This is a genomic window from Nocardioides sp. (assembly GCF_014360585.1).
GTDB lineage: Bacteria > Actinomycetota > Actinomycetes > Propionibacteriales > Nocardioidaceae > Nocardioides.
This window is the reverse complement of the sequence record NZ_JACIXG010000079.1, coordinates 1-24,640: the sequence shown is the minus strand read 5'-3', so window position 1 is coordinate 24,640 and position 24,640 is coordinate 1. Positions and strand designations below refer to the sequence as shown.

At 69.2% G+C, this 24,640-nt stretch carries 24 protein-coding genes; 11 read left to right on the top strand and 13 right to left on the bottom strand.

Annotation, left to right across the window (positions count from 1 at the left end; genetic code table 11):
• Both H5T77_RS20745 and H5T77_RS20740 read right to left on the bottom strand, forming a co-directional pair.
• Positions 1–428, bottom strand: a 428-nt coding sequence (locus tag H5T77_RS20745; RefSeq protein WP_292652487.1) for a putative T7SS-secreted protein, incomplete at its 3' end; no start/stop codon positions are given.
• Between the two features lie 3 nt (positions 429–431).
• Positions 432–767 (bottom strand): hypothetical protein, encoded by a 336-nt coding sequence (locus H5T77_RS20740; RefSeq protein ID WP_292652485.1) that lies wholly within the window; start codon positions 765–767, stop codon positions 432–434.
• Between the two features lie 94 nt (positions 768–861).
• On the opposite strand from H5T77_RS20740, the gene H5T77_RS20735 reads away from it, so the two are divergent.
• The 4 genes from H5T77_RS20735 (at position 862) to H5T77_RS20720 (ending at position 2,811) form a co-directional block, all read left to right on the top strand.
• Positions 862–1,185, top strand: a complete 324-nt coding sequence (locus H5T77_RS20735; RefSeq protein WP_292652483.1) for a hypothetical protein — start codon at positions 862–864, stop codon at positions 1,183–1,185.
• Positions 1,185–1,484, top strand: a complete 300-nt coding sequence (locus H5T77_RS20730) for a hypothetical protein (protein ID WP_292652481.1) — start codon at positions 1,185–1,187, stop codon at positions 1,482–1,484. The genes H5T77_RS20735 and H5T77_RS20730 overlap by 1 nt, the downstream gene beginning before the upstream one ends.
• Positions 1,485–1,507: 23 nt before the next feature.
• Entirely contained in the window at positions 1,508–1,903 is a 396-nt protein-coding gene (locus H5T77_RS20725; protein WP_292652479.1) for a VOC family protein, read from the top strand.
• A gap of 83 nt (positions 1,904–1,986) precedes the next feature.
• Positions 1,987–2,811 carry a CPBP family intramembrane glutamic endopeptidase gene (locus H5T77_RS20720; protein ID WP_292652478.1) on the top strand — a complete coding sequence of 275 codons (825 nt, stop codon included), beginning with the start codon at positions 1,987–1,989 and terminating at the stop codon, positions 2,809–2,811.
• Here the strand turns inward: H5T77_RS20720 and H5T77_RS20715 are convergent.
• The gene (locus tag H5T77_RS20715; RefSeq protein WP_292652476.1) at positions 2,808–3,272 is read right to left on the bottom strand and encodes a DUF5709 domain-containing protein; all 465 of its coding nucleotides are present in this window, start codon (positions 3,270–3,272) and stop codon (positions 2,808–2,810) included. The genes H5T77_RS20720 and H5T77_RS20715 overlap by 4 nt on opposite strands.
• 289 nt (positions 3,273–3,561) lie before the next feature.
• Here H5T77_RS20715 and H5T77_RS20710 point away from each other — a divergent pair, with 289 nt between their 5' ends.
• Positions 3,562–4,953: a sulfatase-like hydrolase/transferase gene (locus H5T77_RS20710; RefSeq protein WP_292652474.1), complete on the top strand. Its 1,392-nt coding sequence runs from the start codon at positions 3,562–3,564 to the stop codon at positions 4,951–4,953.
• On the opposite strand, the gene H5T77_RS20705 is transcribed toward H5T77_RS20710, so the two are convergent.
• The gene (locus H5T77_RS20705; protein ID WP_366816654.1) at positions 4,938–5,894 is read right to left on the bottom strand and encodes a formylglycine-generating enzyme family protein; all 957 of its coding nucleotides are present in this window, start codon (positions 5,892–5,894) and stop codon (positions 4,938–4,940) included. The two genes, H5T77_RS20710 and H5T77_RS20705, sit on opposite strands and share 16 nt — an antisense overlap.
• 10 nt (positions 5,895–5,904) lie before the next feature.
• Positions 5,905–7,134 carry a hypothetical protein gene (locus H5T77_RS20700; RefSeq protein ID WP_292652470.1) on the bottom strand — a complete coding sequence of 410 codons (1,230 nt, stop codon included), beginning with the start codon at positions 7,132–7,134 and terminating at the stop codon, positions 5,905–5,907.
• Between the two features lie 149 nt (positions 7,135–7,283).
• Between H5T77_RS20700 and H5T77_RS20695 the strand changes: the two genes are divergently transcribed.
• Positions 7,284–7,862 carry a nucleotidyltransferase domain-containing protein gene (locus tag H5T77_RS20695; protein ID WP_292652468.1) on the top strand — a complete coding sequence of 193 codons (579 nt, stop codon included), beginning with the start codon at positions 7,284–7,286 and terminating at the stop codon, positions 7,860–7,862.
• Positions 7,862–8,263 carry a HEPN domain-containing protein gene (locus tag H5T77_RS20690; protein ID WP_292652466.1) on the top strand — a complete coding sequence of 134 codons (402 nt, stop codon included), beginning with the start codon at positions 7,862–7,864 and terminating at the stop codon, positions 8,261–8,263. Before H5T77_RS20695 ends, H5T77_RS20690 begins: the two co-directional genes overlap by 1 nt.
• 6 nt (positions 8,264–8,269) lie before the next feature.
• Here the strand turns inward: H5T77_RS20690 and H5T77_RS20685 are convergent, their stop codons facing one another.
• The 6 genes from H5T77_RS20685 to H5T77_RS20660 all read right to left on the bottom strand — a co-directional run bounded on the left by H5T77_RS20685 (position 8,270) and on the right by H5T77_RS20660 (position 16,573).
• Complete coding sequence (locus H5T77_RS20685) at positions 8,270–8,398, bottom strand: hypothetical protein (protein ID WP_292652464.1); 129 nt, start codon at positions 8,396–8,398, stop codon at positions 8,270–8,272.
• Positions 8,399–8,581: 183 nt separating this feature from the next.
• Entirely contained in the window at positions 8,582–8,866 is a 285-nt protein-coding gene (locus H5T77_RS20680) for a hypothetical protein (protein WP_292652462.1), read from the bottom strand.
• On the bottom strand, positions 8,863–11,496 hold the full coding sequence (locus H5T77_RS20675; protein WP_292652460.1) for a bifunctional FO biosynthesis protein CofGH: 2,634 nt from the start codon (positions 11,494–11,496) through the stop codon (positions 8,863–8,865). Before H5T77_RS20675 ends, H5T77_RS20680 begins: the two co-directional genes overlap by 4 nt.
• Before the next feature lie 36 nt (positions 11,497–11,532).
• Positions 11,533–13,794, bottom strand: coding sequence for a serine/threonine protein kinase (locus H5T77_RS20670; RefSeq protein WP_292652457.1), 2,262 nt, complete (start codon positions 13,792–13,794; stop codon positions 11,533–11,535).
• A 126-nt stretch (positions 13,795–13,920) separates the two neighbouring features.
• Positions 13,921–15,096 (bottom strand): hypothetical protein, encoded by a 1,176-nt coding sequence (locus H5T77_RS20665; RefSeq protein WP_292652455.1) that lies wholly within the window; start codon positions 15,094–15,096, stop codon positions 13,921–13,923.
• 436 nt (positions 15,097–15,532) lie between these two features.
• Positions 15,533–16,573: an LLM class F420-dependent oxidoreductase gene (locus H5T77_RS20660; protein ID WP_292652453.1), complete on the bottom strand. Its 1,041-nt coding sequence runs from the start codon at positions 16,571–16,573 to the stop codon at positions 15,533–15,535.
• Between the two features lie 23 nt (positions 16,574–16,596).
• Here H5T77_RS20660 and fgd point away from each other — a divergent pair, with 23 nt between their 5' ends.
• The 3 genes from fgd to H5T77_RS20645 all read left to right on the top strand — a co-directional run bounded on the left by fgd (position 16,597) and on the right by H5T77_RS20645 (position 19,640).
• Entirely contained in the window at positions 16,597–17,601 is a 1,005-nt protein-coding gene (fgd, locus tag H5T77_RS20655; protein ID WP_179656091.1) for a glucose-6-phosphate dehydrogenase (coenzyme-F420), read from the top strand.
• Positions 17,602–17,774: 173 nt separating this feature from the next.
• Positions 17,775–18,749, top strand: a complete 975-nt coding sequence (locus H5T77_RS20650; RefSeq protein ID WP_292652450.1) for an RNA polymerase subunit sigma-70 — start codon at positions 17,775–17,777, stop codon at positions 18,747–18,749.
• Positions 18,750–18,857: 108 nt separating this feature from the next.
• The gene (locus H5T77_RS20645; RefSeq protein WP_292652449.1) at positions 18,858–19,640 is read left to right on the top strand and encodes an SDR family NAD(P)-dependent oxidoreductase; all 783 of its coding nucleotides are present in this window, start codon (positions 18,858–18,860) and stop codon (positions 19,638–19,640) included.
• A gap of 11 nt (positions 19,641–19,651) precedes the next feature.
• On the opposite strand, the gene H5T77_RS20640 is transcribed toward H5T77_RS20645, so the two are convergent.
• Together H5T77_RS20640 and H5T77_RS20635 are read right to left on the bottom strand one after the other, a co-directional pair.
• Complete coding sequence (locus tag H5T77_RS20640) at positions 19,652–21,388, bottom strand: ABC transporter ATP-binding protein (protein WP_292652447.1); 1,737 nt, start codon at positions 21,386–21,388, stop codon at positions 19,652–19,654.
• Positions 21,385–23,124, bottom strand: coding sequence for an ABC transporter ATP-binding protein (locus H5T77_RS20635; RefSeq protein ID WP_292652445.1), 1,740 nt, complete (start codon positions 23,122–23,124; stop codon positions 21,385–21,387). The genes H5T77_RS20640 and H5T77_RS20635 overlap by 4 nt, the downstream gene beginning before the upstream one ends.
• An 80-nt stretch (positions 23,125–23,204) precedes the next feature.
• Between H5T77_RS20635 and H5T77_RS20630 the strand changes: the two genes are divergently transcribed.
• Positions 23,205–23,930 carry an acyltransferase gene (locus tag H5T77_RS20630; RefSeq protein ID WP_292652443.1) on the top strand — a complete coding sequence of 242 codons (726 nt, stop codon included), beginning with the start codon at positions 23,205–23,207 and terminating at the stop codon, positions 23,928–23,930.
• Positions 23,931–24,640: the final 710 nt, after the last annotated feature.

Below are 24,640 nucleotides of genomic sequence, written 5' to 3'. Positions count from 1 at the left end.
GCGCCGGGGTCGGTGTTGGAGTCCTTCGTGTAGGGGTAGGTCATCCCGCCGGCCAGAGCGTCCGAGCGAGCCTGGTCGAAACGGGCCGAGTAGTCGGCGTAGTCGGCCTTGGCCTGGGTGGTGACGCCCTCGCCACGCTCATACTCCGACTTGGCGGTGGCCGCGTTCTGCTGGGCCGTCTCCAAGGCGGAGGCGTAGTCGATCAGCGCGTTGCCAGCAGCACGGAAGCCGGTGCCGGCCTCGTACCAGCGGTTGGGCTCGCGGTCGTGGGCGTCGCGGAAGTTGTCGGCAGCGCGGCCGATCCAGCCCTCGGTGTCGATCTTGGTCAGGGCGTCGCCGGTCTGGTCGAAGAACCGTCCCTTGTCGGCGCAGGTCTGACCTCGCGAGCGGATCTCGCCGGGGTTGCCCTTGATGGTGAAGTCGGGCACCGGCTACTTCCCGTCGCCGGTGATGGTGAGGTCGGTGGCGGCGGACTTGGCCTTGGCCATCTCGGCAGTGCCCGTCTCGTTGAGCTCGATGTAGTTCATCGCGATCTTCCCGATGCGGCCGGACATCTCGCCGACGTCCTCGCAGAGGTTGTTCATACCGCGCTCCCAGCGGTCCTTGAACTCCTCGACCGCGCCCCAGACCTCCTCGGAGCCGCAGGCGTCCTCAGAGGGCACGAGGTCCTCGACGTCCTTGTCCTTGAACAGCTGCGCTGTCTCGGCCAGACCCTGAGCGGCCTTGGCCAGGGACTCCAGATCCACTTCGAAGTCGTAGGAGGGCATCGACCAGGGCCTTTCGAGTCTGTACCGAACCGCGTACGCCGGAGGACAATGTAGCCTCACGCTCGCCGGCACATCGAAAGAACCGGGGGAACCTGTGAACATTCAACTGACAGTGGGCCAGCAGACCGCAGCGGCCAAGCATGTCGAGGACAGCATCGCCGATCTCGAGAAGCTGCTGACCACTCTCTCCGGCAACATCGAGGGCGCGGTCCCGGGGATGATGGGCAGCGCCGCCGGCGGACTCGTGGAGTCGTTGCAGACCTGGTACGAGAAGGTCGGTGGGCTGGCGACCCTGATGCAGGAGTACGCCGCCGCGCTCCGTGACGTCGACGTCCAGCACGCCGCGACTCAGAACGACATCGTCCAGGAAGCCCACGGTCAGGCCGCGAACCTCGAGCAGCGACTGGGGACCCTCTGATGAGTGATAACAGCCTGATCGTCAAGGAAGCCAGCATCGAGGACCTCGAGACGACCCTGAAGCAGGCTGCCAAGGATCTGCGAACCTTCTTCACCGACCTGATGGACGAGGTCGATCAGACCACGTCGGGCTGGTCTGCCGAGACCGGGTCGAAGCAGGCCGCGGACCGGGCCGCGCGCAGGATGATCGATGCCTCTGGACGCGCCGCCGCCGTGTTGGAGACGATGGCGACCGCCGTGCACAACTACGGTGAAGAAGCACACGACATCGAGGTCAAGAACGTCGCGATCGTCGGATGATCGACTGAACCGAGGAGACGAAGATGCGGGCGATCCATCACTGGGACCTCTGGGTCGACGACTTCGAGACTGCCTCGGGCGAGTGGGGCTGGCTCTTCGGCGAGCTCGGCTGGGAGGCCGGCGAGAAGGGCCACTTCTGGGAGGCGCCGGACGGGACGTACGTCTTCATGGAGCACTCCACGGACCAGCACGGCGCCCAGGACCGGCTCCGCCCTGGCGTCAACCACATCGCGTTCATGATCGAGAGCCGCGACCAGCTCGACCGGATCCGCGCGGCGTCGACCGAGCACGGCTGGCACGAGCTGTACGCCGACCGCTACCCGCACGCCGGTGGCGACGAGCACACCGCGCTCTACCTGGAGAGCTCAGAGGGGTTCGAGGTCGAGATCGTGCTGGAGGTCGAGGACCTCACCGCCTGACCCATGCAGGTGGCTCGACCTGAGGCTCGAGTTGAGCCAAACGAAGGCGACGGGCATCTAGGGTGGGCAGAGTGGAGCTCTCGGTGAAGAACGCATCCCCGTCGCTGCGCTGGAAAGTCAGCGCCGTGGCCTTGGTCGTCCTCGGCTTCGTCGCGGTGTTCGGTCTAGGGACCTGGGCTGCCATCCAGATCCTCCTCGACCCCGCATGGGCCGAGGACAAGTCGTACTCGGTGTCCTCGATCGGCCGGAACGCAGCAGTCGGAGCGGTCGTCGTCGTACTGGTCACGGTGATCGCGCGAGCAGGCTTGCGGATCCCGCTCGCGGAACAGGGGTGGCGGTGGCCTGCTTCCCCGGCGTTCGGTGCGCTGGGGGCCTTGGGGCTGGCGTACCTTGCCATGTGGGTGGGATTCCAGGCCTGGCACGCGGTCGACCGCTTCTTTCCGCAACGCGAGGTGTCGGTGACGCCCAGCGACACCTCTGATGCTGACGTCTTCTCGGCGCTGTCCGCGGTGAATGCCGGCATCACCGAAGAAATCCTCCTGCTGGCCATCCCGATCGCGGTGATGACTCGTCTGAAGTGGCACGTCGGGGCGCAGCTGCTGGTGCTGATCGCGATGCGGCTGTCGATCCACCTCTACTACGGGCCGCAGGCGATCGTGCTCTGCGTGGTCTGGGTGCTGGGTCTGTGGCTGGTGTACCGCAAGGTGCGAGCCGTCTGGCCGTTCATCCTGGCGCACATCACCTACGACCTGGTCGCGGGGAACAGCGTCTTCCCCCGAGAAGTCCGGCTCGGCCTCGCCGCACTCTCGATCGCCCTGTTGATCGTGGGTCTGGTCGCCGCCGTGACCTGGGGTGTTCGCTCGATCAAGGCGGGCGGCAAGCGGAAGGAAGAGCCTCTTCCGAGCTAGTCGGCCCTCGGATCGCCGTCTTCGTCGCTGTCGTCGATGATGTGCATGGCGGCTTCCTCCGCGGTGGCGCCCGCTCCGTCGATGCCGGCGTCGATCCCGTAGACCTCGGACTCGGTGTCCTCACCGGTCCCGCGGTCGGGGTCGATCAGGCGGCCCGCTCGCTTGTCGCCGACCTCGCGGCCGTCGGGGTCGTCGCTCTCCTCGGCGTCGTCGTACTCGACCGCGTAGGGATCGGGCTCCGGCACCTCCTGGTGGCGGCGCTGGTCGATGCACTCCCGATGCTCCTCCTCCCACGGCGTGTTGCCGTAGTCGGTGGAGTAGCGGTCGGCGGTGACGATGCCGTGGTCGAGCTCATCGCGCACCTCACCTTCGAGGACGTCTCCGGAGAGCGCGTCCTCGCCGGTGATCTGATCCTCGTCGTCGACGCTGTAGTCGCCGTAGTTCTCGCGCGATTCGCTCACTTGAGTCTCCTCATCGGCCTGCATTGGGGTCATCGATGTCCCCTTCGGTAACGTTAACCCGGTCCGGTATGGAGTGGAACCGGACGAAGACACACGACGCGGGGATCGACCGAGGGAGCAGACACAGATGGCGCCTCGCGCCCGATTGGCTGTGGCGGCTGTTGCCGTACTTGCCGGCTCTTCGATCGCGCTCGGCGTGATGCCTGATTCGAGCGGCCCGTTGGGGTCTTTGGGGACTTTGGCCGGCGGCGCTTTCGCGCGTGTCGTCAACGCTCCTGCCGAGGGCGTGGTGCCCCCGACGCCAACCGCGACGCCGGAGTGGGCGGCTTCCTCGACCAAGCCCAACGTCCTCATGGTCACGGCGGACGACCTGGCCTATGAGGATCTGGAGTACATGCCCCACGTACGCAGCCTCCTGGCCGACCAGGGCACGACGTTGACCGCGGCGATCGCACCCACGCCGATCTGTGTGCCGGCCCGCGCGTCGCTGCTGACCGGGCAGTACTCCCACAACCACGAGACCGTGACCGTCAACGGCGAGCGCGGCGGCTACGCGTCGATGGACCATACCGGCACGCTGCCCGAGGCGATGCAGGAGGCGGGGTACGACACCCTCTTCACCGGGAAGTACCTCAACGGCTACGGCCTGCGCGGGACGGCCAAGGACGTGCCGCCGGGGTGGACCGACTGGCGTGCGACGACCGACATGTCGACCTACAACTTCCTGCATCCGCGGATCAACCACAACGGCAAGCTCAAGGCCTATCACCGCTACACGACCTACGTCATGCGCGACCAGGCCAACGAGATGATCTCGGCGCCCGAGCGCGCCGACAAGCCGTGGTACATGTGGGTCAACTACGTCGCCCCGCACCACGGTGGGCCGGGGGAGAAGGACGACCCGGAGAACACCGGCACCCCCATGCCGGCCGCCGAGGACAAGCACTCCTTCGACGGCCTCGAGCTGCCCGACACCCCCAACATGTTCCGTACGCCCACCGACGTGCCACCGAACTCGCCATCCCGCAGGAGCTTCGACGCCCAGAAGCGCGCCGAGCTGCGGATCGCCCACCAGCAGCGCGTCGAGTCGATCCAGGCCGTGGACCGAGCGGTGGCCAGCCACGTACACCGCCTGCAGGCGACCGGGCAGATGGACAACACCATCGTCATCTTCTCCTCGGACAACGGCTACACCACCGGTGGCCACAACATCGAGGGCAAGCTGAGGCACTACCAGGAGACGCTGCGGATCCCGGTGGTCCTGCGTGGGCCGGGGATCCCGGCCGGGCGGTCCCTGTCGACCGGTGTCGGCAATCCTGACCTCGCCACGACGATCATGGCCGTCGCCGGCGCCGAGCCCGGACGTACCCAGGACGGGGTCAACATCATGCCCTGGCTCAACGCCCCGGCACAGGACCGGGTGATCCCGCTCTCGGCCTGGCGCGTCAGCGACGGTCACAAACAGCTCTACTCCGGGATCCGCTTCGGTGACTGGACCTACGCCCGCTACCCCAACGGCAGCGAGGAGCTCTACAACATGGCCGAGGACCCCTACCAGGTCCGCTCGCTCGCGCTGCTCCCCGAGTACGCCGACGACCTGGCCGAGCTGCGCGCCCTCGACAAGAAGTACGCGAAGTGTGCCGGAGACACCTGCCCGAAGGAGTTCTACCCGGCCGGCTGATCAGCGGCGCACCGGAAGCCCAGGTTGCCCGCGGTCGAGTCGGGCGGACTGCTGGAGCGCGCGGAGAGCCGGTAACGGTGACAGTAGGAGTCGTGGCAGAGGTAGGAACCGCCGCGCATCACCCGGGTCAGGCCCTCGGCCGGGCCGCGCGGGTCGGCGGTGGCGCCGGAGTCGACGAGGTCGGCGTAGTAGGTCGGCGAGAACCAGTCCGCGCACCACTCCCAGACGTTGCCGATCATCTGGAACAGCCCGAAGCCGTTGGGATCGTACGTCCGCACCGGAGCGGTCGTGACGAACCCGTCGTCGGCGGTGTTGGTGTCCGGGAAGGCTCCCTGCCAGACGTTGGCGTGGTGGGTGCCGTCCTGCTCCAGCTCGTCACCCCACGGGAACCTCGATCCGGCGAGGCCGCCGCGGGCGGCGTACTCCCACTCGGCCTCGGTCGGCAGCCGGGTCCCGGCCCACTCGCAGTAGGCCAGGGCGTCGTCGTGGGAGACGTGCACGACGGGGTGGTTGCCCCGGCGGCCGACGTTGGAGCCCGGGCCCTCAGGCGCCCGCCAGGTGGCGGCGCGGACGCCGAGCCACCAGGGCGCTTCCGGGGAGCGGCCCAGCACGTCGCGTGGGTCGCCCTCGAAGGCGAGATGGAAGACGGCCGAGAAGCCCTCCCGCTCGGCGGTGGTGACATGGCCGGTCGCCTTGACGAACCGGGCGAACTCCTCGTTGGTCACCGCGGTCGCGTCGAGCCGGAAGCCGGGCAGGTCGACCAGGTGCACGGGGCCTTCGCCGTCGGCCTGGTAGCCCTCGCCGAAGGAGTCACCGGCTGCGTACGTCCCACCGGGGAGGTCGACGAGCGTCCGGCGGCGCTTGCGGGGCAGGGCCGGCGGGCGCAGCGCCGGGTCGGGGCTGGGGCCGCGGGTCGCGCCGAAGGTCAGGTCGGAAGGCACGACCACAAGCCTACGAGCCGGGGTAAGCCGCCTTCAGGCTGCCCGCGCTCGCGACGATCTTCCCCTTCTTTCCCGTGACCAGGAGGCCGGGCGTGCGGGCCTTGCCGTTGCCGTCGGCCTTGATCTCGAGCGAGCAGGTCGGCTTCTTGGCGGCGCACTTGAAGTCGCCCGTCGGACGGTAGGTCACCGTCAGCTTCTGGTTGTCGGACAGGCCCTCGACGTGCGCCGCCATGTAGGTGCACTTCGGCTTGTCCTTCGGGCATGAGCGCGCGATCTTGCGCCACTCCATCCGGGCCGCGGCCGCCTTGCCACAGAGGTCGGCGGGCTCGCCCGTGCGGACCGTGCCCCAGGCGTACGTCACCTTGGTGGTCGCCTGCACGCAGGCCTCGGCGCCGCCCTTGGCGACCGGCAGGGTGTAGATGAGCTCCGGGTCCTCGCCGGAGGTCGGCTGCGCGGTGCCGTCGTCGAGTGAAGCGATGCCGGCGGCGACGGTCGGCGCGGTGATCTTCAGGGTGACCTGGCGGTAGCCTGCGGCCGCGGCGCCGCTCGGCGCCCCGGGTGTGCGGGCGTAGCAGCTGTCCAGCGCGGTGATCGCGGCGACGTTCTTGGCGGCCAGGTCCTCGTCGGCGAGGCGCAGGTTGGTGACTGCCAGGACTCCGGCGATCGCGGGGCGGCCGACCTTCCGCAGGCAGCGCGGGTCGTCGAGCGTCCAGGCCTTGGCGACCTGCCCGCTCCAGCCGGCTGAGTCACTGTTGGAGCCGCCGTCGGCGCAGTCGAGGAGCTCGGCGTACCACTGCGAGCCGAGCGCCGAGGGCCACTCGCCGGTGTAGCTGAAGCCGCTGCCGGTCTTGGTGATCACCCCTGCCTCGGCCAGCCCGGTGCTGCGCTCGTCATCGACGACGGCCTGCGCGGCGCAGCGGATCTGCTCGGGGTCGGCCCAGGAGGGAGTGTCGCCGGCGAGGCTGAGGACGCGCGCCACCTCCTTGTCGTCGCCGCGCAGCGGGCCGATGACGCCGGTGAGATAGGCCCACGTCGTCGTGCCGAGGAAGGCGACCGCCATGAGCGTGCCGATGACCGTGAACCAGCGCAGCGCCAGACGTACGGCCCGGCCCCGGTCTCGCCGCCGCCGTGGCAACGGTGGCAGTCCGAGTCGCCGCCGTCGGGCGTCCTCGGCCGCCGCGTTGGCGAGCTCGGTCGGTTTCGGGCGTTGCTGAGCGCTGTTTCCGGTGGGGTCGGACATCTCACTCTTCCTCGAGAAGGGTCAGCGAGGATCGTAGAGGGTCGTCTTCTTGATACCCCCTGCCCTCCCTCGTTGGGACGATGGCAATGACAGGCATCCCGGTCATATGACTGGAATTCCAGTCATATGACCGGTAGGGTGTTCCTATGATGATCGGGCAGCCTTTCGGAGGCGTGCTTCCCGGAGCGCGGGGGGCGGTCCTCGCCGCCCTGCTGCGCTCAGGTGATCCGCTGACCGGACGTCAGATCCACGCTTTGGTACGCAGCGACTTCAGTCTCTGGTCGGTGCAGGAGGCTCTCAAGGCTTGGGAGCAGATCGGCGTCGTCGAGTCCCGTCCTGTCGGTCCGGCGAACATCTACAGCGTCAATGGCGACCACGTCGCCGTCCCGCCGCTCCGCGCACTGGTTGATCCACTTGCCTCATTGACCGAGGTCGTCGCCGCGAGTGTGGGCGATCAGGTCGACGCGGTCGTGCTGTTCGGATCCATCGCGCGAGGCGAGGCCACGGCGGACAGCGATGTCGACCTGGCTGTCATTGCGCCGGAGGGATGGGACGGCCGCGTCGACCTCCAGAGCGCCGTACGGTCGCGACTCGGCAACGACTGTGACGTCCTGGTCCTCACCCCCGAGGAGTTCGCCGATCCCGGCGAGCCGGTGAACGCCGAGATCGCTCGCGACGGCGTTGCGCTCATGGGGCAGATGCCGCGTCGTCGCCGTGGAGTCGCGTAATGGTGAGCGCGGAGCAGTCGAATCACGCCAAGGCCTATCTGAGAAAGGCCGAGGAGTACATGGAGTCGGCAGAGGACAACCTTGAGTTGGAGCGCTACACCCCGGCGGCCGGCGACTCGATCCATGCCGGGACCAGCGCGAAGGACGCCATCGTCACCTCACTCGTCGGGACGACCGGCAAGAGCAAGGACCATGCCGTTGCCGTCAAAGAGCTCGGTCGCGTCCTCGCCAAGCGGCCGGACGGGGCCTCCGCGGAACGTTCGCTACGGGAGTTGGTGTCGGCGAAAGCAGAGGTCGAGTACGGGGTCGCGCTCATCGGTCATACGAAGGCTGAGGCGCTCGTACGCCGCGCCCGGTCTCTCGTCGATCTGGCGGTCTCGATCGTTCGGCTCGGACGCTGACTGGGTCTATCGCGCGAGGTCGTGTCGAAGGCGTACGCCGAAGTCGACGAGCTGTTGGAAGTGATCCCGCATCCCCGCGGCGGGCGGGTTCACCGGAACCTCTCCGAGGTGTTCCAGCGCTGCGTCGAGGAACATCACTGCGTCTTCCTCGTACTCGTCCGTTCGAAGGCGGTTCGTCCTGAGCGTCTCAACTGCCGCATCCCCCGCGATCAGGTCAGCTGCCGTGCACAGGGGAGCGGCTGTCAGGTCGCCGTCGCATCGGGCAAGCGAGAAGAGGACGTCGTCGGTGATCTCATCGGGGTCGCAGGCGAGGCTGAGTCAGGCGCCCATCACAACTGGCCGCCAATGCAGATGATCTGGAGCAACGCCGGTGACATGGGCCAGCAGGGCGGCCCGATCCGAAGGCTCAGCTGCAGCCTCGTGCCACGCATCGATGGTCAGCGAGCCGCCCCTCAGCAGCGCCCTCACTTGCGTGGACGTCGCCTTCCGTCCGACGCGAACCAGCTTTCTGTACGTCCTCTTGTCCAGCCAGGTCACGTTCGAACCCATCGTCTTCAGGTAGAACGGCGCAACGAGTCGTCGCTCCACCCGTCGCAGGTTCATCGCGTCCCGTAGAGGGTCGTCCGCTCTGCGACAGGACGGCCGATGCCTGCGCCGATCTCCTCGAGCTCGGCGACGGTCTTCGCCGATCCGTGCTCGGAGCCGGCCATCCGCGAGATGGTCTCCTCCATCAGGGTGCCGCCGAGGTCGTTGGCTCCGGCCTGGAGCATCGCCCTGGTGCCGTCGACGCCGAGCTTGACCCAGCTCGTCTGGATGTTGTCGATGCGGCCGTGGAGCATGATCCGGGCGAGCGCATGGACGGCGAGGTTGTCGCGCATGGTGGGGCCTGGGCGGGCTGCCCCGGCGAGGTAGATCGGCGCACTGGTGTGCACGAACGGGAGCGGCACGAACTCGGTGAGCTCCGCGTTTCCGTGCTCACGGGCCTTGTCCTGGATGCCGGCGAGGACGCGGAGGTGACCGACCCAGTGGCGTGGGTTGTCCACGTGGCCGTACATCATCGTCGACGTCGTCGGGACGCCGACGCGATGGGCGGTGGAGATGATCTCGATCCACGTCTTCGCGGGGAGCTTGCCCTTGGTCAGCACCCAGCGGACCTCGTCGTCGAGGATCTCCGCCGCCGTGCCGGGGATGCTGCCGAGCCCGGACTCGCGGACCTTGATCAGGAAATCCTCGATCGACAGGCCGGTGCGGGAAGTGCCGTTGACGATCTCCATCGGGCTGAACGCGTGCACGTGCATCTCCGGCACCCGCTGCCTCACCGCCTGGACGAGGTCGAAGTAGGCGGTGCTGGGGAGCTCGGGATCGATGCCGCCCTGCATGCACACCTCGGTGGCACCCAGGTTCCACGCCTCCTCGGCGCGGTCGGCGACCTGGTCCAGATCGAGGGAGTACGCATCCGCGTCCGTCCTCCGCTGGGCGAAGGCGCAGAACCGGCAGCCGACGTAGCAGACGTTGGTGAAGTTGATGTTGCGGTTGACGACGTACGTCACGGTGTCGCCGTTGACCTCTCTGCGCAGGTCGTCGGCGAGCGCGGTGACCTGTCGGAGCAGGTCGCCCTCGGCGGTCATCAGAGTCAGTGCGTGCTCGTCGGAGAGGTTGCCGGGGTCCTTCTCAGCTGCTTTGAGCGCCGCCAGACCCTCGCTGGTCGAGCCGCCGGAGCCGCTAGGCGGAGGCGTGTCGAGACCAACACGGTCCCCATCGGCGCTCGAGTCGACTGTGTTGGCTTCGACACCGGCTCGCTGGCGCTCGCCGGGCTCAACCAACGGTTGGCTGGTGGTCTTGGCTGCCTCCCGGACCGCGTCCCAGTCGCCGTAGACCGTCTCGAAGTCGTCGCGGCGGTCGTTGGTGCGTCCGGTGGTGTCGACCGAGGCGTGCAGATCGACGCGTCCGGAGGCGGAGAAACCGCCGTCCGGCTCCTGCCACGGGCGGCCCTCGGGCCGGACGCCGTCGATGGCCAGCCCGTCCTCGTCGGCGAGCGCCTCGACGTGGGACAGGACGCGCGGGTCGATCCAGGACTGACCGTCGCGCAGGGTGCCGGTGACGTACTCCGGGTGGACGGTCAGTCGCGGCCGCAGCGTGAAGCCGGCCTCGGCGCTCACCTGGCGCAGCGCGTCCAGCGAGGGCCAGGGCCGTTCGGGATTGACGTGGTCGGGGGTCAGCGGCGAGACCCCGCCCCAGTCGTCGATCCCCGCGCCGAGCAGCGCCCGGCACTCGTCGAGATCGACGAGGTTGGGCGGCGCCTGGACCCGGGCCTTCGGGCCGAGGACGATCCGGGAGACGGCGATCGCGGCCAGATACTCGTCGAGCCCCAGGTCGTCGACATGGCGCATCGCCGTCGACGGCTTCGCCCGGAAGTTCTGGACGATGACCTCCTGCAGCCCGCCGTACGCCTTGTGGACCTTACGCAGCGCGAAGATCGTCTCCGCGCGCTCGGTGAGCGTCTCGCCGATGCCGACCAGGAGCCCGGAGGTGAAGGGGATCGAGAGGCGACCGGCGTCCTCGAGCACCCGCAACCGCACCGCTGGGTCCTTGTCGGGCGAGCCGAAGTGGGCCTCGCCCTTCGTCTCGAACAGCCTGCGGCTGGTGGTCTCGAGCATCATCCCCATCGACGGGGAGACCGGCTTGAGCCGGTTCATCTCCTCCCACGACATCACGCCGGGGTTGAGGTGGGGGAGCAGCCCGGTCTCCTCGAGCACGCGGACCGCCATCGCGCGTACGTAGTCGAGGGTCGACTGGTAGCCGCGGCTCTCCAGCCACTCCTGAGCCTCCGGCCACCGGTCCTCGGGCCGGTCGCCGAGGGTGAACAGCGCCTCCAGGCAACCCAGCTTCGCGCCCTCGGCAGCGATCTCGAGGATCTCGTCGGGGCTCAGGTAGGGCTCGCGGCCCTCTCGCTCTGCCTGCCCCGGCGTCTCCACGAACGTGCAGTAGTGGCACCGGTCCCGGCACAGCTTGGTGACCGGGATGAAGACCTTCGGGGAGTACGTCACCGTCTCCGGTCGGCCCGCGGCGACCAGCCCGGCGTCGCGTACCTTGGCCGCGGCGGTCGTCAACCGGTCGAGGTCGTCGCCCCGGGCCGCCAGGAGAGCCGATGCCTCCGCCACGTCCAAGGCTGCGCCGCGTTCGGCCCGGGCCAGTGCCCGGCGGATCTGCTGGGGTGTCGGCTGCTCGCTCATCACGAGCAGCCTAGTAGGCGCCACCCAGTTGTCGAACTAGTTGTCGATCTGGGCGCTCGCGCCGGGGGCCGTGGCGACGAACTTGTCGTTCCAGACCTTGGGACCCGACCAGTCGACGACGGCGCCCTTGCCCTGACCGTCAGCGGTGCCCGGCCAGACGCACTCGGCGTTCTTCGCGTCCGAGCACTTGCCGCCGTTGCGGGTGAGCTTCACGTTGAACTGCTTGCCGGGCTGGAACCCCTCGAAGGTGAGCCGCCAGGTGTTGCACTCGACCTTCTGCTTCGTATAAGTCGGGTCAGTGCACTTGTCCAGCTTGACCCACTCGAGCTTCTTCGGCTCGGCCTTGCCGCAGACGTCGGCGTCGGTGGCCTTCTCTGTGCCCCAGGCGAAGGCGACGTTGGTCTTGACCGCGATGCAGCCCTCGACACCGCCCTCGGTGACCGCGAGCTCGTAGGTGGAGCCCTTGAGCTCCTCGTAGCTGCTGCTGCCCTTCTTGGCGATCTCGATCACCGACTCCCCGCCGGGAGCGGTGGGCTCCTGAACGTCGAAGTCGACCTGCATGTAGGCGGGCTTGGGAGTCACCTTGGCGCCGAGCGCGTCGGCCTTGACGTAGCACCCGTCGAGGGCCTCGACGGCCTTGTCCTTGGCCGGGCCGGCGGCACCGGGGTCGCCGTCCTTGAGGAGGGCGGTGACCGCGATCAGGCCGGCCATGGAGGTCTTGTCGACCTCCTTCTCCATGCAGCGGGTGTCGCCGACCTTCCAGTTGTCGCCGATCTCGGTCGACCAGGACTCGGTGCAGCCGAGCAGGCCCTGGGCGAAGTTCATCGCGTCGTCCGCAGGCCATTCGCCGGTGTAGGTCCAGTCGTCGCCCGCGTCCACGACGCCGTGGGAGCGCAGCTCGGCGGCGGGAACCTTCTCGACCAGGGATTCGGATGCGCAGGACATCTGGTCCTCGGTCGCCCACCCCGGCTTGGGCACGCCGCTGGCGATCGCCTCGGCAGCCCTGGCGTCGTCGCCGTGGAGACCGAAGATGCCGAAGCCCTGGGTGAAGATGCCGGCCCCGAGGAGCAGGACCGCGGCGACGCCGCCGCCGATGATGGCGTAGCGCTTCTTCTTGTCGCCGTCGTCGCCGCCCTGGCCGGCGCTGGAGTGGTGCGACGGCAGCCACTCGGGCTGGCCGCCTCCGGCGGTGCCGGCATTCGTCGCGGCAGCGGCCTTGGGTAGCCCCTTGCCGCTGTGCACGACCGTGGAGTCGGTCTCGTTGGCGAGCGGAGCGGGGGTCGGGGTGCCCTCGCCCGGACGCTTGACGATCGTCGGCTGTGCCTCGGCCTCGGGAGCCTTGTTGCCGGCCCCGGAGGTGCCGTCCGCGGTGGTGTCCCAGGTGACCCCGGGGCGGGAGCCGAGGTCGGCCGCGGCTGCTGCGGCGGCACCGCCGACGACAGCACCGCCGAGACCCGACTCCTCGAGCCGGTCGGCGGCCTTGTCGAGCGCCTTGGCGAGCTCGGCGGCGGTGCGGTAGCGGTTCTCCGGCTTCTTCGCCAGCGCCCGCTGGATGATCGGGTTGAGCAGGTCGGCGCCCGGCGTCGAGGCGGGCAGCCGCGGCACCGGGTTGTTGATGTGGGCGCTCATCAGCTCGAAGTCGCTGCCGGTGTAGGGGGCCTTGCCGGTCAAGCAGGCCCACAGCAGACAGCCGGCGGCGTAGATGTCGCCGGAGGCGGTCGCCTGCTCGCCCATGTGACGCTCGGGCGACATGTAGGGCAGCGAGCCCACCACGGACCCGGCCCGGGTCACGTTGGAGTCGCCCTCGGTCGCGATGCCGAAGTCTGTCAGGTAAGGGACGAGCTCGCCCTCCTGGCGCTCCCACAGGAGCACGTTGGAGGGCTTCACATCGCGGTGGACGACGCCGACACGGTGGGCGTCGAAGAGCGCGTCGCTGACGTCGCCGACCAGGCGCAGCGCGTGGACGGTCTCCAGCGGCCCCTTGGTCTTCAGCCAGCCGTGCAGGTCGCCGTCGGGGACGTACTCGGTGACGAGGTAGACAGTGCCCTCGACCTCGCCGTACTCGATGATCTGCACGATGTTGCGCGAGCGCAGCTTGGCCAGGATGTTGGCTTCCCGCTCGAAGCGGGTGATGAAGTCCTTGTCGACGGTGAGCGAGGGCAGCACCAGCTTGAGTGCCACCTTCCGGCGCAGCGCCGGGTCCTTCGCCTGGTAGACGACACCCATGCCACCTTGACCCAGGACCCGTTCGATCACGTAGCGACCGAACTGCTCGCCTTCCTGGGGGAACGCAACCATCGTTAGAACCTCGCCCTGATTTTCTTTACCCGATTCGACCTCTGCCGAAACCCTAGCGCCCCGTCAACGAACGTCGTGCGGCAACGCCACGGCCGAGACCGATTGTGCTGACCAATTCCTGGGGTGCTAGTTAGGCAACCTGGCGGTGAGCCCGTCGACCTCGGCGGTGAAACGGTCCTTCCAGCCCTTGGGCGCGGTCCAGTTGGTCCAGGTGCCGCTCGGCTTGGTGACGAAGGCCTTGTCGGAGCACGATCCGGAGGCCGAGCGGCAGTTGCCGCCGTTGAGCTTCAGCTTGATCGTGACGCTGGACAGGAGCTCATAGCCCTCGTAGCGGAGCGTCCAGGAGTTGCACGGGGCGTACCTCGGCTGGGCGCAGGACTTGTCCTTGGTCCACCACAGCCGGCGGTCCTTCGCCTTGCCGCAGGCCTCGTCCTCGCTGGTCTTGGTGGTGCCCCACGGATAGCTGATCGAGGCCTCGAAGGTGGCGCAACCCTCCTGGCCGCCTTCACGTACGGGGATGTTGACCTTTCCGCCGGTCACCGGCTTCCACTCCGAGGAGTCGGCGGACTTCGCCCGCAGGACCACCTCGCTGCCCTCGACGGCCGGCGCCTTGACCGAGAACTCGACGCCGAGCACGGCGGAAGTCGCGGTCGCGGTCGGTGCGGTGAGCTCATCGCTCACGTAGCACTCGTCCAGCGCCGAGACGGCCTTGTCGGCCTGCTTGGTGACGCCGGCGTCCTCGATCTCCATGGTCTGAGTGGCGATCAGGCCGGCCATCGCCGCTTCGTCGACGTCGCCGAGGCAGTCGGTGTCGGCCAGGGCCCACTCCTTGCCGATCGTCTTGCTCCAGTCGCCCGAGCAGGAGAGCAGACCCTCGGAGTACGCCGTCGCCTGCGGCCCGCGCCACGCGCCGGTGTAGGTCACGGTCTCACCGGTGACCTTGATCAGCCCGGCCTTGCTCAGGGCGTCGCTGCGCTCGTCCTTGACCAGCTGCTCGGCGGCGCACTCGGCGTCGCCCGCCGACGCCCAGGCCGGCTTCGGGGCGTCCGCGGAGATCGCGACCACCGCCCTCTCGTCCTCGGCGCTCAGCGGCCCGAACCCGAGGCGTCCGGTGAAGAACGCCCACGCGCCGGTCCCGAGCAGCGCGACGAGCACCACCGCGCCGGCGGCGCCCAGCCCGATCAGCAGCCCCTTGTTGCTCTTCTTCGGCTGGTGGTGCGGCGGCAGCCCATAACCCGAGGCGTACGCGGTCGGCGGCTGTCCCGGCGGCGGGCCGTAGCCACCGGCCGGTGCCACGGGCATCGCCATCGTCGGGGGCGGCGGGGGTGGTGCCGCCGGAGCCTGCCTTGGCGGACGGGACGGCGGCGGCTGGGTCGGCGGTCCGGAAGGCGGCGGAGACGACGGTGGCGGCGGCGGGGGCGGAGTCGCGGCAGGTGTCGTGGGCGGCGGCGGAGGCGGGGTGGGGCTCGAGCCGGGGATCCGGGTCGCGTCCGGGTCGACCGGGTTCGCCGGCTCAGGCGCCGGAGGTGGCGTAGGCCGCGGCGTACCGGGTCTCGTCTTGTCCTGGTCGTCTGGCCCCATGTCGCACGTCCTGCATGTCAGTGAAGTGAAGCGACCGGGCCGAGCGACCCGAGTCGTACGCACATCGTAAAGACACTTCGCTGAATTCGCAGCCGAGACTTCGGTACCAATCGAGGAACGCTTCTCAGCCGCCGCGGCAACGACTACGTCCAGGCGGTCAGGCCAGCCATTCCTTGACCTGGCTGATCGCGGCCGGGGCGTCCGTGCCGAAGGCCGGGGTCACCTGCAGGCTGGTCACGCCGGCCTCCTTGAACGCCGCGATCCGCTCCTTGACGAACGACTCCGGACCGACCAGGTTGCCGGCCTCGAGCCACGCCTCGGGCACCTCGGCCTCGGCGTCGCGCTTGTGCCCGTCGAGATAGAGGTCCTGGATCTTCTTGGCCTCGGCCTCGAAGCCGTACTTGACGGCCATGTCGTTGTAGAAGTTCTTGCCGCGCGCGCCCATGCCGCCGACGTACAGCGCGATCAGGCCGCGCATCGAGTCGCGGTGACGCTTGATCTCGTCGGGGTCGTCGGTGATCGCGAGCAGTCCGCCGGCGGAGATCTCCAGGGGCTTCAGGTCGGAGGAGCGCTTGGCCAGACCCTTGTCGATGGCGTCGCCCCAGACGTCGCGGGCCTTGTCGGGCAGGAACTGGAACGGCAGCCAGCCGTCGGCCACCTCGGCGGTCATCGCGACGTTCTTGTCGCCCAGCGCGGCCACCCAGAGCGGAGTGTCGGCGCGCTCGGGCTTGTTGAGCAGCTTGAGCGGCTTGCCGAGGCCGGTGCCCTGGTCGGCGGGGAGCGGGAGCTTGTAGAGCCCGTCGCTCTGCAGTCGCTCCCCGCGCAGCCCGGCGCGCAGCAGCGCGATGATCTCGCGGGTGCGCGTCAACGGCTTGTCGTACGCCACCCCGTGGAAGCCCTCGATGACCTGGGGACCGCTCGCGCCGAGGCCGAGGATGGCCCGCCCGCCGGAGACGTTGTCGAGACCGGCTGCGGTCTGGAGCAGTGCTCCCGGCGTACGGCTGTAGATGTTGAGGATGCCCGCCCCGAGCTCGACGGTCTCGGTCTTCGCGGCCAGGTAGCCCAACAGCGAGACCGCGTCGAAGCCGTACGGCTCGGCGACCCACAGCTGGTCGAGGCCCGCCTTCTCCAGGTCGACGACCTGGTCTGCGGTATCCCGCGGGTTGCCGAAGTAGGTCAGGGGCATCGCAAGCTTCATGCCGATGAGGCTACCGTGATCGTGTGACGGAGATCAGGTTCGGATACAAGGCTTCCAACGAGCAGTTCGCACCCACGGAGCTGCTGAACTACGGCGTGATGGCGGAGGAGCAGGGTTTCGACTCGGTCTTCATCTCCGACCATCTCCAGCCCTGGCGACACGACGGTGGGCACGCGCCGTTCGCGATGACGTGGCTCGGTGCGCTGGGCGCGCGCACGGAGCGGATCACCATGGGGACGTCCGTGCTCACCCCGACGTTCCGCTACCACCCCGCGATCGTGGCGCAGTCCTTCGCGACCCTCGGCTCGCTCTTCCCCGACCGCGTCGTGCTCGGGATGGGCACCGGTGAGGCGATGAACGAGGCGCCGCTGGGTGTGGAGTGGCCCGAGGGCAAGGTGCGCTTCGCGCGGTTCCGTGAGGCCGTGCGCGTCATCAAGAAGCTCTGGTCCGAGGACCGGGTCACCTTCGAGGGCGACTACTACCAGCTCGACCGGGCGACCATCTACGACAAGCCGGCCACGCCGGTCCCGATCTATCTCGCCGGCAGCGGTCCGGCGGCGACGAAGTACGCAGGCCGTGCCGGTGACGGCTACATCACCACCTCCGGCAAGGGCGCCGAGCTCTACACCGACACGCTGCTCCCGGCCGTGCGGACCGGCATCGAGCTCTCCGAGCGCAAGCCGGAGGACGTCGACATGATGATCGAGGTCAAGGTCTCCTTCGACCACGACCTGGAGCAGGCCATGGAGGCCACCCGCTTCTGGGGTGCCCTCGGGCTGACGCCGGAGCAGAAGCACTCGGTCGAGGACCCGGTGGAGATGCAGCGTCTCGCTGACGCGCTGCCGACCTCGGCGACCGCCAAGCGGTTCATCGTGTCGACCGATCCCGACGAGCACGTCGCCCGGATCAAGGAATACCTCGACATGGGCTTCACCCACCTGGTCTTCCATGCCCCGGGCCCGGACCAGGCGAAGTTCCTCAAGCTCTACGGCGAGGAGATCCTGCCCAAGCTCCGCGCTCTCGTCTGAGCTGAACCAGGGCCCCGGCCGGCAGACTCAGGCCGGGGCCCTGGGAGGACCGCCCCACATAAGCGATACGTCACGTGGACGAGTTGTGTTGCACCCGTTTGAGATCGGTTGTCGATTTCGTCTCCGGTGTGCTTGACGGGCCCTGAGAGCCCTAGGCCCTACGCTCACCTCTCATGAGCGTGATGGTCGACCCGTTCGTGGACGCTGCCGAGAAGCACCGGCGCGAGCTGAGGGTGCACTGCTACCGGATGGTGGCGAGCTTCGACGAGGCCGAGGACCTGGTGCAGGAGACGATGGTCAAGGCGTGGGAGCGCCGCGACCAGCTGACCGACCCCGAGGCCGTCCGGGCGTGGCTCTACCGGATCGCGACGAACACCTGTCTCGACTTCCTGCGTCGCAACGAGCGGCGCCCGAGGACGTACGCAGCGCTGCCGGGATTCGACCACGGCAACGGTGAGACCCCGGAGCTGCTGGAGTGGCTGCAGCCGTTCCCGGACGCCCTGCTGGAGCCGGAGCGGCCGGAGGACGAGGCGGTTGCGAGGGAGACGATCGAGCTGGTCTTCCTGACCGCGATCCAGCACCTGACCCCGCAGCAGCGGGCGGTGTTCGTCTTCCGGGAGGTGCTCGGCTGGTCGGCCGCGGACACCGCGGCCGCCCTCGACGTCACCGTCGCCACCGTGAACTCGCTGCTGCAGCGGGCCAAGCCGGCGCTGCGCCGGCACCTGCCCGAGGACCGCTCGACCTGGCGGACCGAGGGGCCGACCGAGGAGGAGCGCAAGGTCATCGACGCCTACATCGCGGCAGGGGAGAGCAACTGGCGTGAGGGCATCGCCGACCTGCTGACCAGCGATGCCGTGCTGACGATGCCGCCGAACCCGTTCTGGTTCTCGACCCGCCAGGCACTGCTGGACTTCGTCCTGCCCAACCTCGACCCGTCCTCTCCGACCTACCTCGGCGAGTGGTGCTTCATCCCGGCCGCCGCCAACCGGATGCCAGCGGTCGCGGGCTACGTACGCCGCCCGGGCACGACGATCTACCGGCCGCAGGTGCTCGACGTGCTCCGGGTCGTCGACGGCCGGGTCGCCCAGATCACCACCTTCGAGCCGCATCTCTTCCCCGCCTTCGGGCTCCCGCAGGCGCTGTCCTGAGGAGATTCCTGAAAAAATTTTGCGGCTCCCCGATGAGTCGCTGTGCCTGCGTACGTCCTATGGGCAGATCACGCACACCAGGTGTGTGAGGACAGCTCAGGAGACACCATGAACGCACAGCTTCAGGACCGCACCGCCGTCGTCTGGGGCGGCGCGGGCAGCATCGGCTCGACGACAGCCAAGGCCTTCGCCGAGGCCGGCGCCAAGGTCTATCTCGCCGGCCGCACCGAGTCCGCGCTCGCCGCCATGGCCGAGGAGGTCGGCGCCGCCGGCCACGGGGTCGTCGACGTCCTCGACGAGGAGGCCGTGGTCGCCTTCGTGGAGCGGGTCGTCGCCGAGACCGGCTCGCTCGACATCGCCTTCAACGTCGCAGACCGCGGCGACATCCAGGGGCAGACGCTGCTGGAGATCTCGACCGCCGACTACACCCAGCCCGTCGTACGCGGCATCACCGGCTCCTTCCACACCGCCCGCGCGGCCGCTCGGCAGATGGTGGCGCAGGGCCGCGGGGTGGTGCTCGCCCTCGACTCCGGCTCCGCGCGCGGCTCCGCGCCCGGCATGGGTGGGACGAGCGCCGCAGACGGTGCGCTCGACGCGCTGGTGCGCGACCTGGCCGCGGAGGTCGGACCCTCCGGCGTACGCGTGGTCGGGATCTGGACTGCCGGGATCACCGAGACCTTCACCGCGGAGAAGTTGGAGCGGGTCATCGGGACCCCGCTCCCGGAGGAGGCCCTCGACGGGATCCGGGCCAACCTCGACGACATGCGGATGACCAAGCGGTCGCCGCGGCTGAAGGAGGTCGCCGACACCGCGACGTTCCTCGCCTCCGACGGCGCCGGCGCGATCACCGGCACCTGGCTCAACGTGAGCAGCGGGATGTATCCCAGCTGAGCTGGATCGCCTCAGGTGCGCCAGGAGTCCCAGAGCTTGGCGTAGGAACCGCGAGCGGCGACGAGGTCGTCGTGGGGGCCGAACTCGGTGATCCGGCCACCCTCGACCACGGCGACGCGGTCGGCGTCGTGGGCGGAGAAGAGCCGGTGGGCGATCGCGATGACCGTACGTCCCTCCAGCACCGCGGCCAGCGACCGCTCGAGGTGCCGGGCGGCGCGCGGGTCGATCAGCGAGGTCGCCTCGTCGAGCACCAGGGTGTGCGGGTCGGCGAGGACGAGCCTGGCGAGTGCGATCTGCTGGGCCTGAGGTGCGGTCAGGGCGCGGCCGCCGGAGCCGACCTCGGTGTCCAGCCCCTCGGGGAGCGCCGCGACCCACTCGCGGGCGTCCACCGCCGCCAGGGCGTCGAGCACCTCGGTGTCGGCGGCCCCGGGGCGCGCCAGGACGAGGTTGTCGCGCACGCTGCCTGCGAAGACGTGGTGCTCCTGGGTGACCAGCGCGACGTGGCCGCGCAGATCGTCGAGCGGAAGGTCGACCAGCGGCACATCTCCGACCGTCACGGCTCCCGAACGCGGCGGATGGATGCCCGCGAGCAGCCGCCCGAGCGTCGACTTGCCGGCGCCGGAGGGGCCGACCATTGCCACCCGCTCGCCGACACCGACGTCCATCGAGATGCCGTGGAGGACATCGCGGCCATCGACGTAGGAGAACCTCACGTCGGAGGCCGCGATCTTCTCGTCAGCGGGCTCGGCGCCGGTGGCCACGCGGTCGTCGGGGACGTGCGCGACACCGAGGAGGCGAGCCAGGGACGTGTTGCCCATCTGCAGCTCGTCGAGGATCGAGACGATCCGGTTGACGGGGTCGATCAGCATCTGGACGTACAGCGTCGCCGCGGTCACGTCGCCGAGCGAGCAGACCCCCTGGGTGTAGAGCCAGCCGCCGAACATCAGCGTGGCGACGGTGGGGACGAGGTAGGAGATCTCCATCGCCGGGAAGAAGACCGTACGCAGGAACAGCGTGTAGCGCTCGGCACGGAACGAGGTCGCGATGTCGGCGTCAGCGGCCTCGATCCGACCGTTCTGGAGGCCGAGCGCCTCGACGGTGCGCGAGCCTTCGGCCGTCTCGGTGAGCGTCGAGTTGATCTGGGAGTAGGTGGCCGACTCGCGCAGGTAGCCGCCCTTGGCGCGGCGCAGATACCAGCGCAGGCCGATCACGAGCGCCGGCACACCGAGCAGGCACGGCAACGCGACCCACCAGCCGACGGTGAGCGCGGCGATGAGTGTCGCGACCGCGGTCAGGCAGGCGATCGTCCACTCCGGCAGCGCGTAGCGGATCGACCAGTTGAGCTGGTCGACGTCACGGCCGGTGCGGGTCAGCAGGTCGCCCGAGCCGGCGTCCTCGACGGTGCCAAGGGGGAGCGCCAGGGCGTTCTCGACGAACTCCTCGCGCAGCTCGGCCAGCACCTGCTCGCCGAGGACCTGGGAGAGGAACCGGGCATAGCGGGTGAGCAGCACCTGGACCACGAGGAACCCGGCCAGCAGGGCCAGCAGGAGGTCGACGTGTCCGGTCGTCGTGCCCTTCTCGACGGACTCGACCAGGTCGCCGATCAGCCGCGGCGGCGCCAGCGCGGCGCCGGCGGCGAGCAGGTGCAGGCTCAGCGCACCCCAGAGCATCCGCGGGTGGCGACGGGCCAGGGTGCCGACGTAGGCGCGGACGTCCTTGTCCGTCGCCACCGGGAGCGCGGTCGTCATGAGGTGACCTCCTGTACGTCCTGAACCTCTCGCACGACCACGCGGCGGTAGCCGGGACAGCTTTCCAGCAGCTCGTGGTGCGTGCCGGTGGCGGCGACCTCCCCCTCCTCGAGGAAGACGACCACGTCGGCGGTGTCGAGAAGCAGCGGGCTGGTGGTGGTGACCACGGTCGTACGCCCGGCGCGGTGCGCCCGCAGCCGGGAGGCGATCCGGGCCTCGGTGTGCGCGTCGACCGCGGAGGTCGGTTCGACGAGGATCAGGATCTCGGGGTCGACGGTGACCACCCGGGCCAGCGTCAGGCGTTGGCGCTGTCCGCCGGAGAGGCTGCGGCCGCGTTCGGTCACCTGGGCGCCGTAGCCGTCGGGGAGGGCCTCCAGGATGTCCTCGGCCGACGCCGTGTGCACGGCGGCCTCGGCCGCTTCGCGGCCCGCCTTGCCGGTGACGTCGAGGACCTCGCCCAACGCGCCCGAGAAGAGCTGGGAGCCGGTGTCGGAGACGATGATCCTGCGGCGTACGTCTTCCAGGGGGAGATCGAGGAGCGGGACGCCGCCGAGGGTGACCGACCGGTCTGTCGGGTCGTCGGGCGTCATCCGGCCGAGCTTGTCGGCGAGGCGGGCGGTGTCGTCGGGCTGCTCGGAGACCAGCGCGGTCAACCGCCCCGTCTCGATGCGCAGTCCCGTGACGGCGTCGCGGAGCTCAGACCCCGCCGGTGGCATCGGCAGCGGTGCGTCGAGCGAGGCGTTGTCGGGGTCCAGCGCGAGGACCTTGATGATCCGCTTGGCCGAGACCCGGGCGCGGATGAGCTTGTTGGCGTACTCCACTACCGTCCGCAGCGGAAGCATCAGGAACGCGGCGTAGCCGTAGAACGCGACCAGCTGCCCCGCGGTGATCTCGCCCGCGACCGCCATCCGCGCGCCGAGCCACACCACGGCGACCACGAACATTCCCGGCAGCAGGATCTGCATCGCGTCGAGCACCGACTGCAGCCGGGCGACGCGGACCCCGGCGTGGCGGACTTCCTGCGACTTCCGCCGGTAACGCGCGCTGAAGACCTCCTCGCCGCCGATCCCGCGCAGCACCCGCAGGCCGCCGACGATGTCGGACGCGGTGTTGGACAGGTCGCCCATCAGGTGTCGCTGGTCGGCCGAGACCTTCTGCAGCGGTGAGAGCAGCGGGCCGACGAGAAGCACGACCAGAGGTACGCCGATCAGCACCACCAGGCCCAGCGTGACCGAGGTCTGCAGCAGGACGACGGCGACGACGAAGAAGGAGACCACCGCACCGGCGAACCTGGCCGAGACGTCCATGACCTGACCGATGTGGGACAGGTCGGAGGTGCCGATCGCGGCGACCTCGCCGGTCGAGACCTTGCGGGGTAGCGATGATCCCAGGCGTACGGACTGCCGGGTCACCAGCTGCACGACCCGGTAGGCGGCGGTCAGCCAGTTGGTCACCGCGAAGCGGTGGCGCACGATCCCCGCGGCCGCTTGCACGAGACCGACGCCGAGAAGAATGGCCGCGTAGACGGCGAGCGTGGGTACGTCCTTGGTCGCCACGCCCTCGTCGATCGCCCGCCCGATCACCAGCGGCATCACCGCCTGGGCGCTCATCCAGATGACCCCGAAGAACATCCCGCCGAGCAGTGTCTGCCACTGCCCCCTCGCCATCCACCACAGGAAGCTGCCGGGGGACCGATGGTCCGCGACCCCGGGATGGTCGAGAGGGAGTCTGCGCACCTGGTCGATTATCAGCATTCCGGGGCGCCATCGCGAACTGTTTTCCTGGCGGCCGAGCTGTGCGGGTTATGGTTCCCGGCATGTCATGGACCAGGGGAGAGCGGCTCACCGACGCGCATCGGGAGCGGCTCATCGCCGCGGGACTCGCGCCGGAGGTGCTCGTCGGGCTCGAGCTGAGCGAGATCACCGGGCCGCTGCCGGAGTGGTGGCACGAGAGCGGCAACGCGCTCTACCTGCGCGACGGGTACCCGCTCGACGTGCGGCTGATCGACCTGCTCGGGTTCTACCCGTTCTCCGACGCGCTGATCGTGGTGGCCACCGACATCACCTCGATGCAGGCGCTCCTGGTCGGTGGCGACTCGCCAACCATCTTCATCGGCCCGGACACGAGCTTGGTCTGGGGCGAGATCTACTGTGGCGGCGGCTCCTCGGTGGTCCTCTCCGGCGGCCTCGTCGCCACCTCGCGCGCGCAGATCGACGCCCGCAACGGCGGCTCGATCTTCGCCGCTCCCGATCAGCTCTGGGCCGCCAACGTCTATGTCGCCACCGACGACATGCACCGGCTCGAGGACGCCTCGACGGGGCAACGGATCAACCCCTACGGCGCCCACATCCGCTTCGGCGAGCACGTCTGGCTCGGCCGCGACGCCATCGTCACCGGCCACGCCGAGATCGGCGACGGCGCCGTCGTCGGCATGCGCAGCATGGTCCGCAACCAGAAGGTCGAGCCAAGCACCGCCGTCGCCGGCGTCCCCGCCCGCCTCATCCGCGAGAACGTCGTCTGGTCCGGCGAAGACACCCCCTGACACCTCGGATCTCGGAGGCCGAGCCCGTCGCCCCCGGTGGTCGAGCTTGTCGCGACCTCGCCATGTGTCACGGCCACCCCTGAGAGACCTCGTCACCCCGGTGGTCGAGTTTGTCGAGACCACGCCCGCCTCAGGGCCAACCGAGAGGCCCCGTCGCCACCGGTGGTCGAGCTTGTCGAGACCACCCCACGCGTCACGGTCACCCTGAGAGGCCTGTGTCGCCCGGGGTCGGGCTCATTGAGATTTCTGTGTTGCGGTCGACTGAGCGACTTGGGTGCCTGTCCGGGGGCCGTAGGGCGGGTGGGGCCAAGTGCCTGACCGGGTTGGGAGAATAAAGACCAGGGTGTCCGGGCTGGGTGCCATTTGCTTGTCTTGCGGAATTCCTGCCCTGTCCGGGGGATTGCGTCGGGATACCTGTCCCTGTCCGGGTTTTCCAGACGTACGCCGTGGCCTGACTCGGATCTCAAGGATAGGTCTTGGGCCCTGTCGCGACCGTTGTCCACCGGTGGTTGAGCTTGTCGAGACCGCCCCATGCGTCACGGTCAACCCTGAGAAGCCTGTGTCGCCCGGGGTCGGGCTCATTGAGATTTCTGTGTTGCGGTCGACTGAGCGACTTGAGTGCCTGACCGGGGGCCGAAGGGCGGGTGGGGCCAATTGCCGGCTTGGGTTGGGAGATTAAAGACCAGGGTGGCCGGGTTGGGTGCCATTTG

Coding starts and splice junctions, on each gene's coding strand:
- H5T77_RS20740 (WP_292652485.1), bottom strand. CDS start 767: ATGCCCTCCTACGACTTCGAAGTGGATCTGGAGTCCCTGGCCAAGGCC.
- H5T77_RS20730 (WP_292652481.1), top strand. CDS start 1,185: ATGAGTGATAACAGCCTGATCGTCAAGGAAGCCAGCATCGAGGACCTC.
- H5T77_RS20725 (WP_292652479.1), top strand. CDS start 1,508: ATGCGGGCGATCCATCACTGGGACCTCTGGGTCGACGACTTCGAGACT.
- H5T77_RS20700 (WP_292652470.1), bottom strand. CDS start 7,134: ATGTCCGACCCCACCGGAAACAGCGCTCAGCAACGCCCGAAACCGACC.
- H5T77_RS20695 (WP_292652468.1), top strand. CDS start 7,284: ATGATCGGGCAGCCTTTCGGAGGCGTGCTTCCCGGAGCGCGGGGGGCG.
- H5T77_RS20690 (WP_292652466.1), top strand. CDS start 7,862: ATGGTGAGCGCGGAGCAGTCGAATCACGCCAAGGCCTATCTGAGAAAG.
- H5T77_RS20685 (WP_292652464.1), bottom strand. CDS start 8,398: ATGTTCCTCGACGCAGCGCTGGAACACCTCGGAGAGGTTCCGGTGAAC.
- H5T77_RS20680 (WP_292652462.1), bottom strand. CDS start 8,866: ATGAACCTGCGACGGGTGGAGCGACGACTCGTTGCGCCGTTCTACCTG.
- H5T77_RS20675 (WP_292652460.1), bottom strand. CDS start 11,496: ATGAGCGAGCAGCCGACACCCCAGCAGATCCGCCGGGCACTGGCCCGG.
- H5T77_RS20670 (WP_292652457.1), bottom strand. CDS start 13,794: ATGGTTGCGTTCCCCCAGGAAGGCGAGCAGTTCGGTCGCTACGTGATC.
- H5T77_RS20665 (WP_292652455.1), bottom strand. CDS start 15,096: ATGCCCGTGGCACCGGCCGGTGGCTACGGCCCGCCGCCGGGACAGCCG.
- H5T77_RS20660 (WP_292652453.1), bottom strand. CDS start 16,573: ATGAAGCTTGCGATGCCCCTGACCTACTTCGGCAACCCGCGGGATACC.
- H5T77_RS20650 (WP_292652450.1), top strand. CDS start 17,775: ATGAGCGTGATGGTCGACCCGTTCGTGGACGCTGCCGAGAAGCACCGG.
- H5T77_RS20645 (WP_292652449.1), top strand. CDS start 18,858: ATGAACGCACAGCTTCAGGACCGCACCGCCGTCGTCTGGGGCGGCGCG.
- H5T77_RS20640 (WP_292652447.1), bottom strand. CDS start 21,388: ATGACGACCGCGCTCCCGGTGGCGACGGACAAGGACGTCCGCGCCTAC.
- H5T77_RS20630 (WP_292652443.1), top strand. CDS start 23,205: ATGTCATGGACCAGGGGAGAGCGGCTCACCGACGCGCATCGGGAGCGG.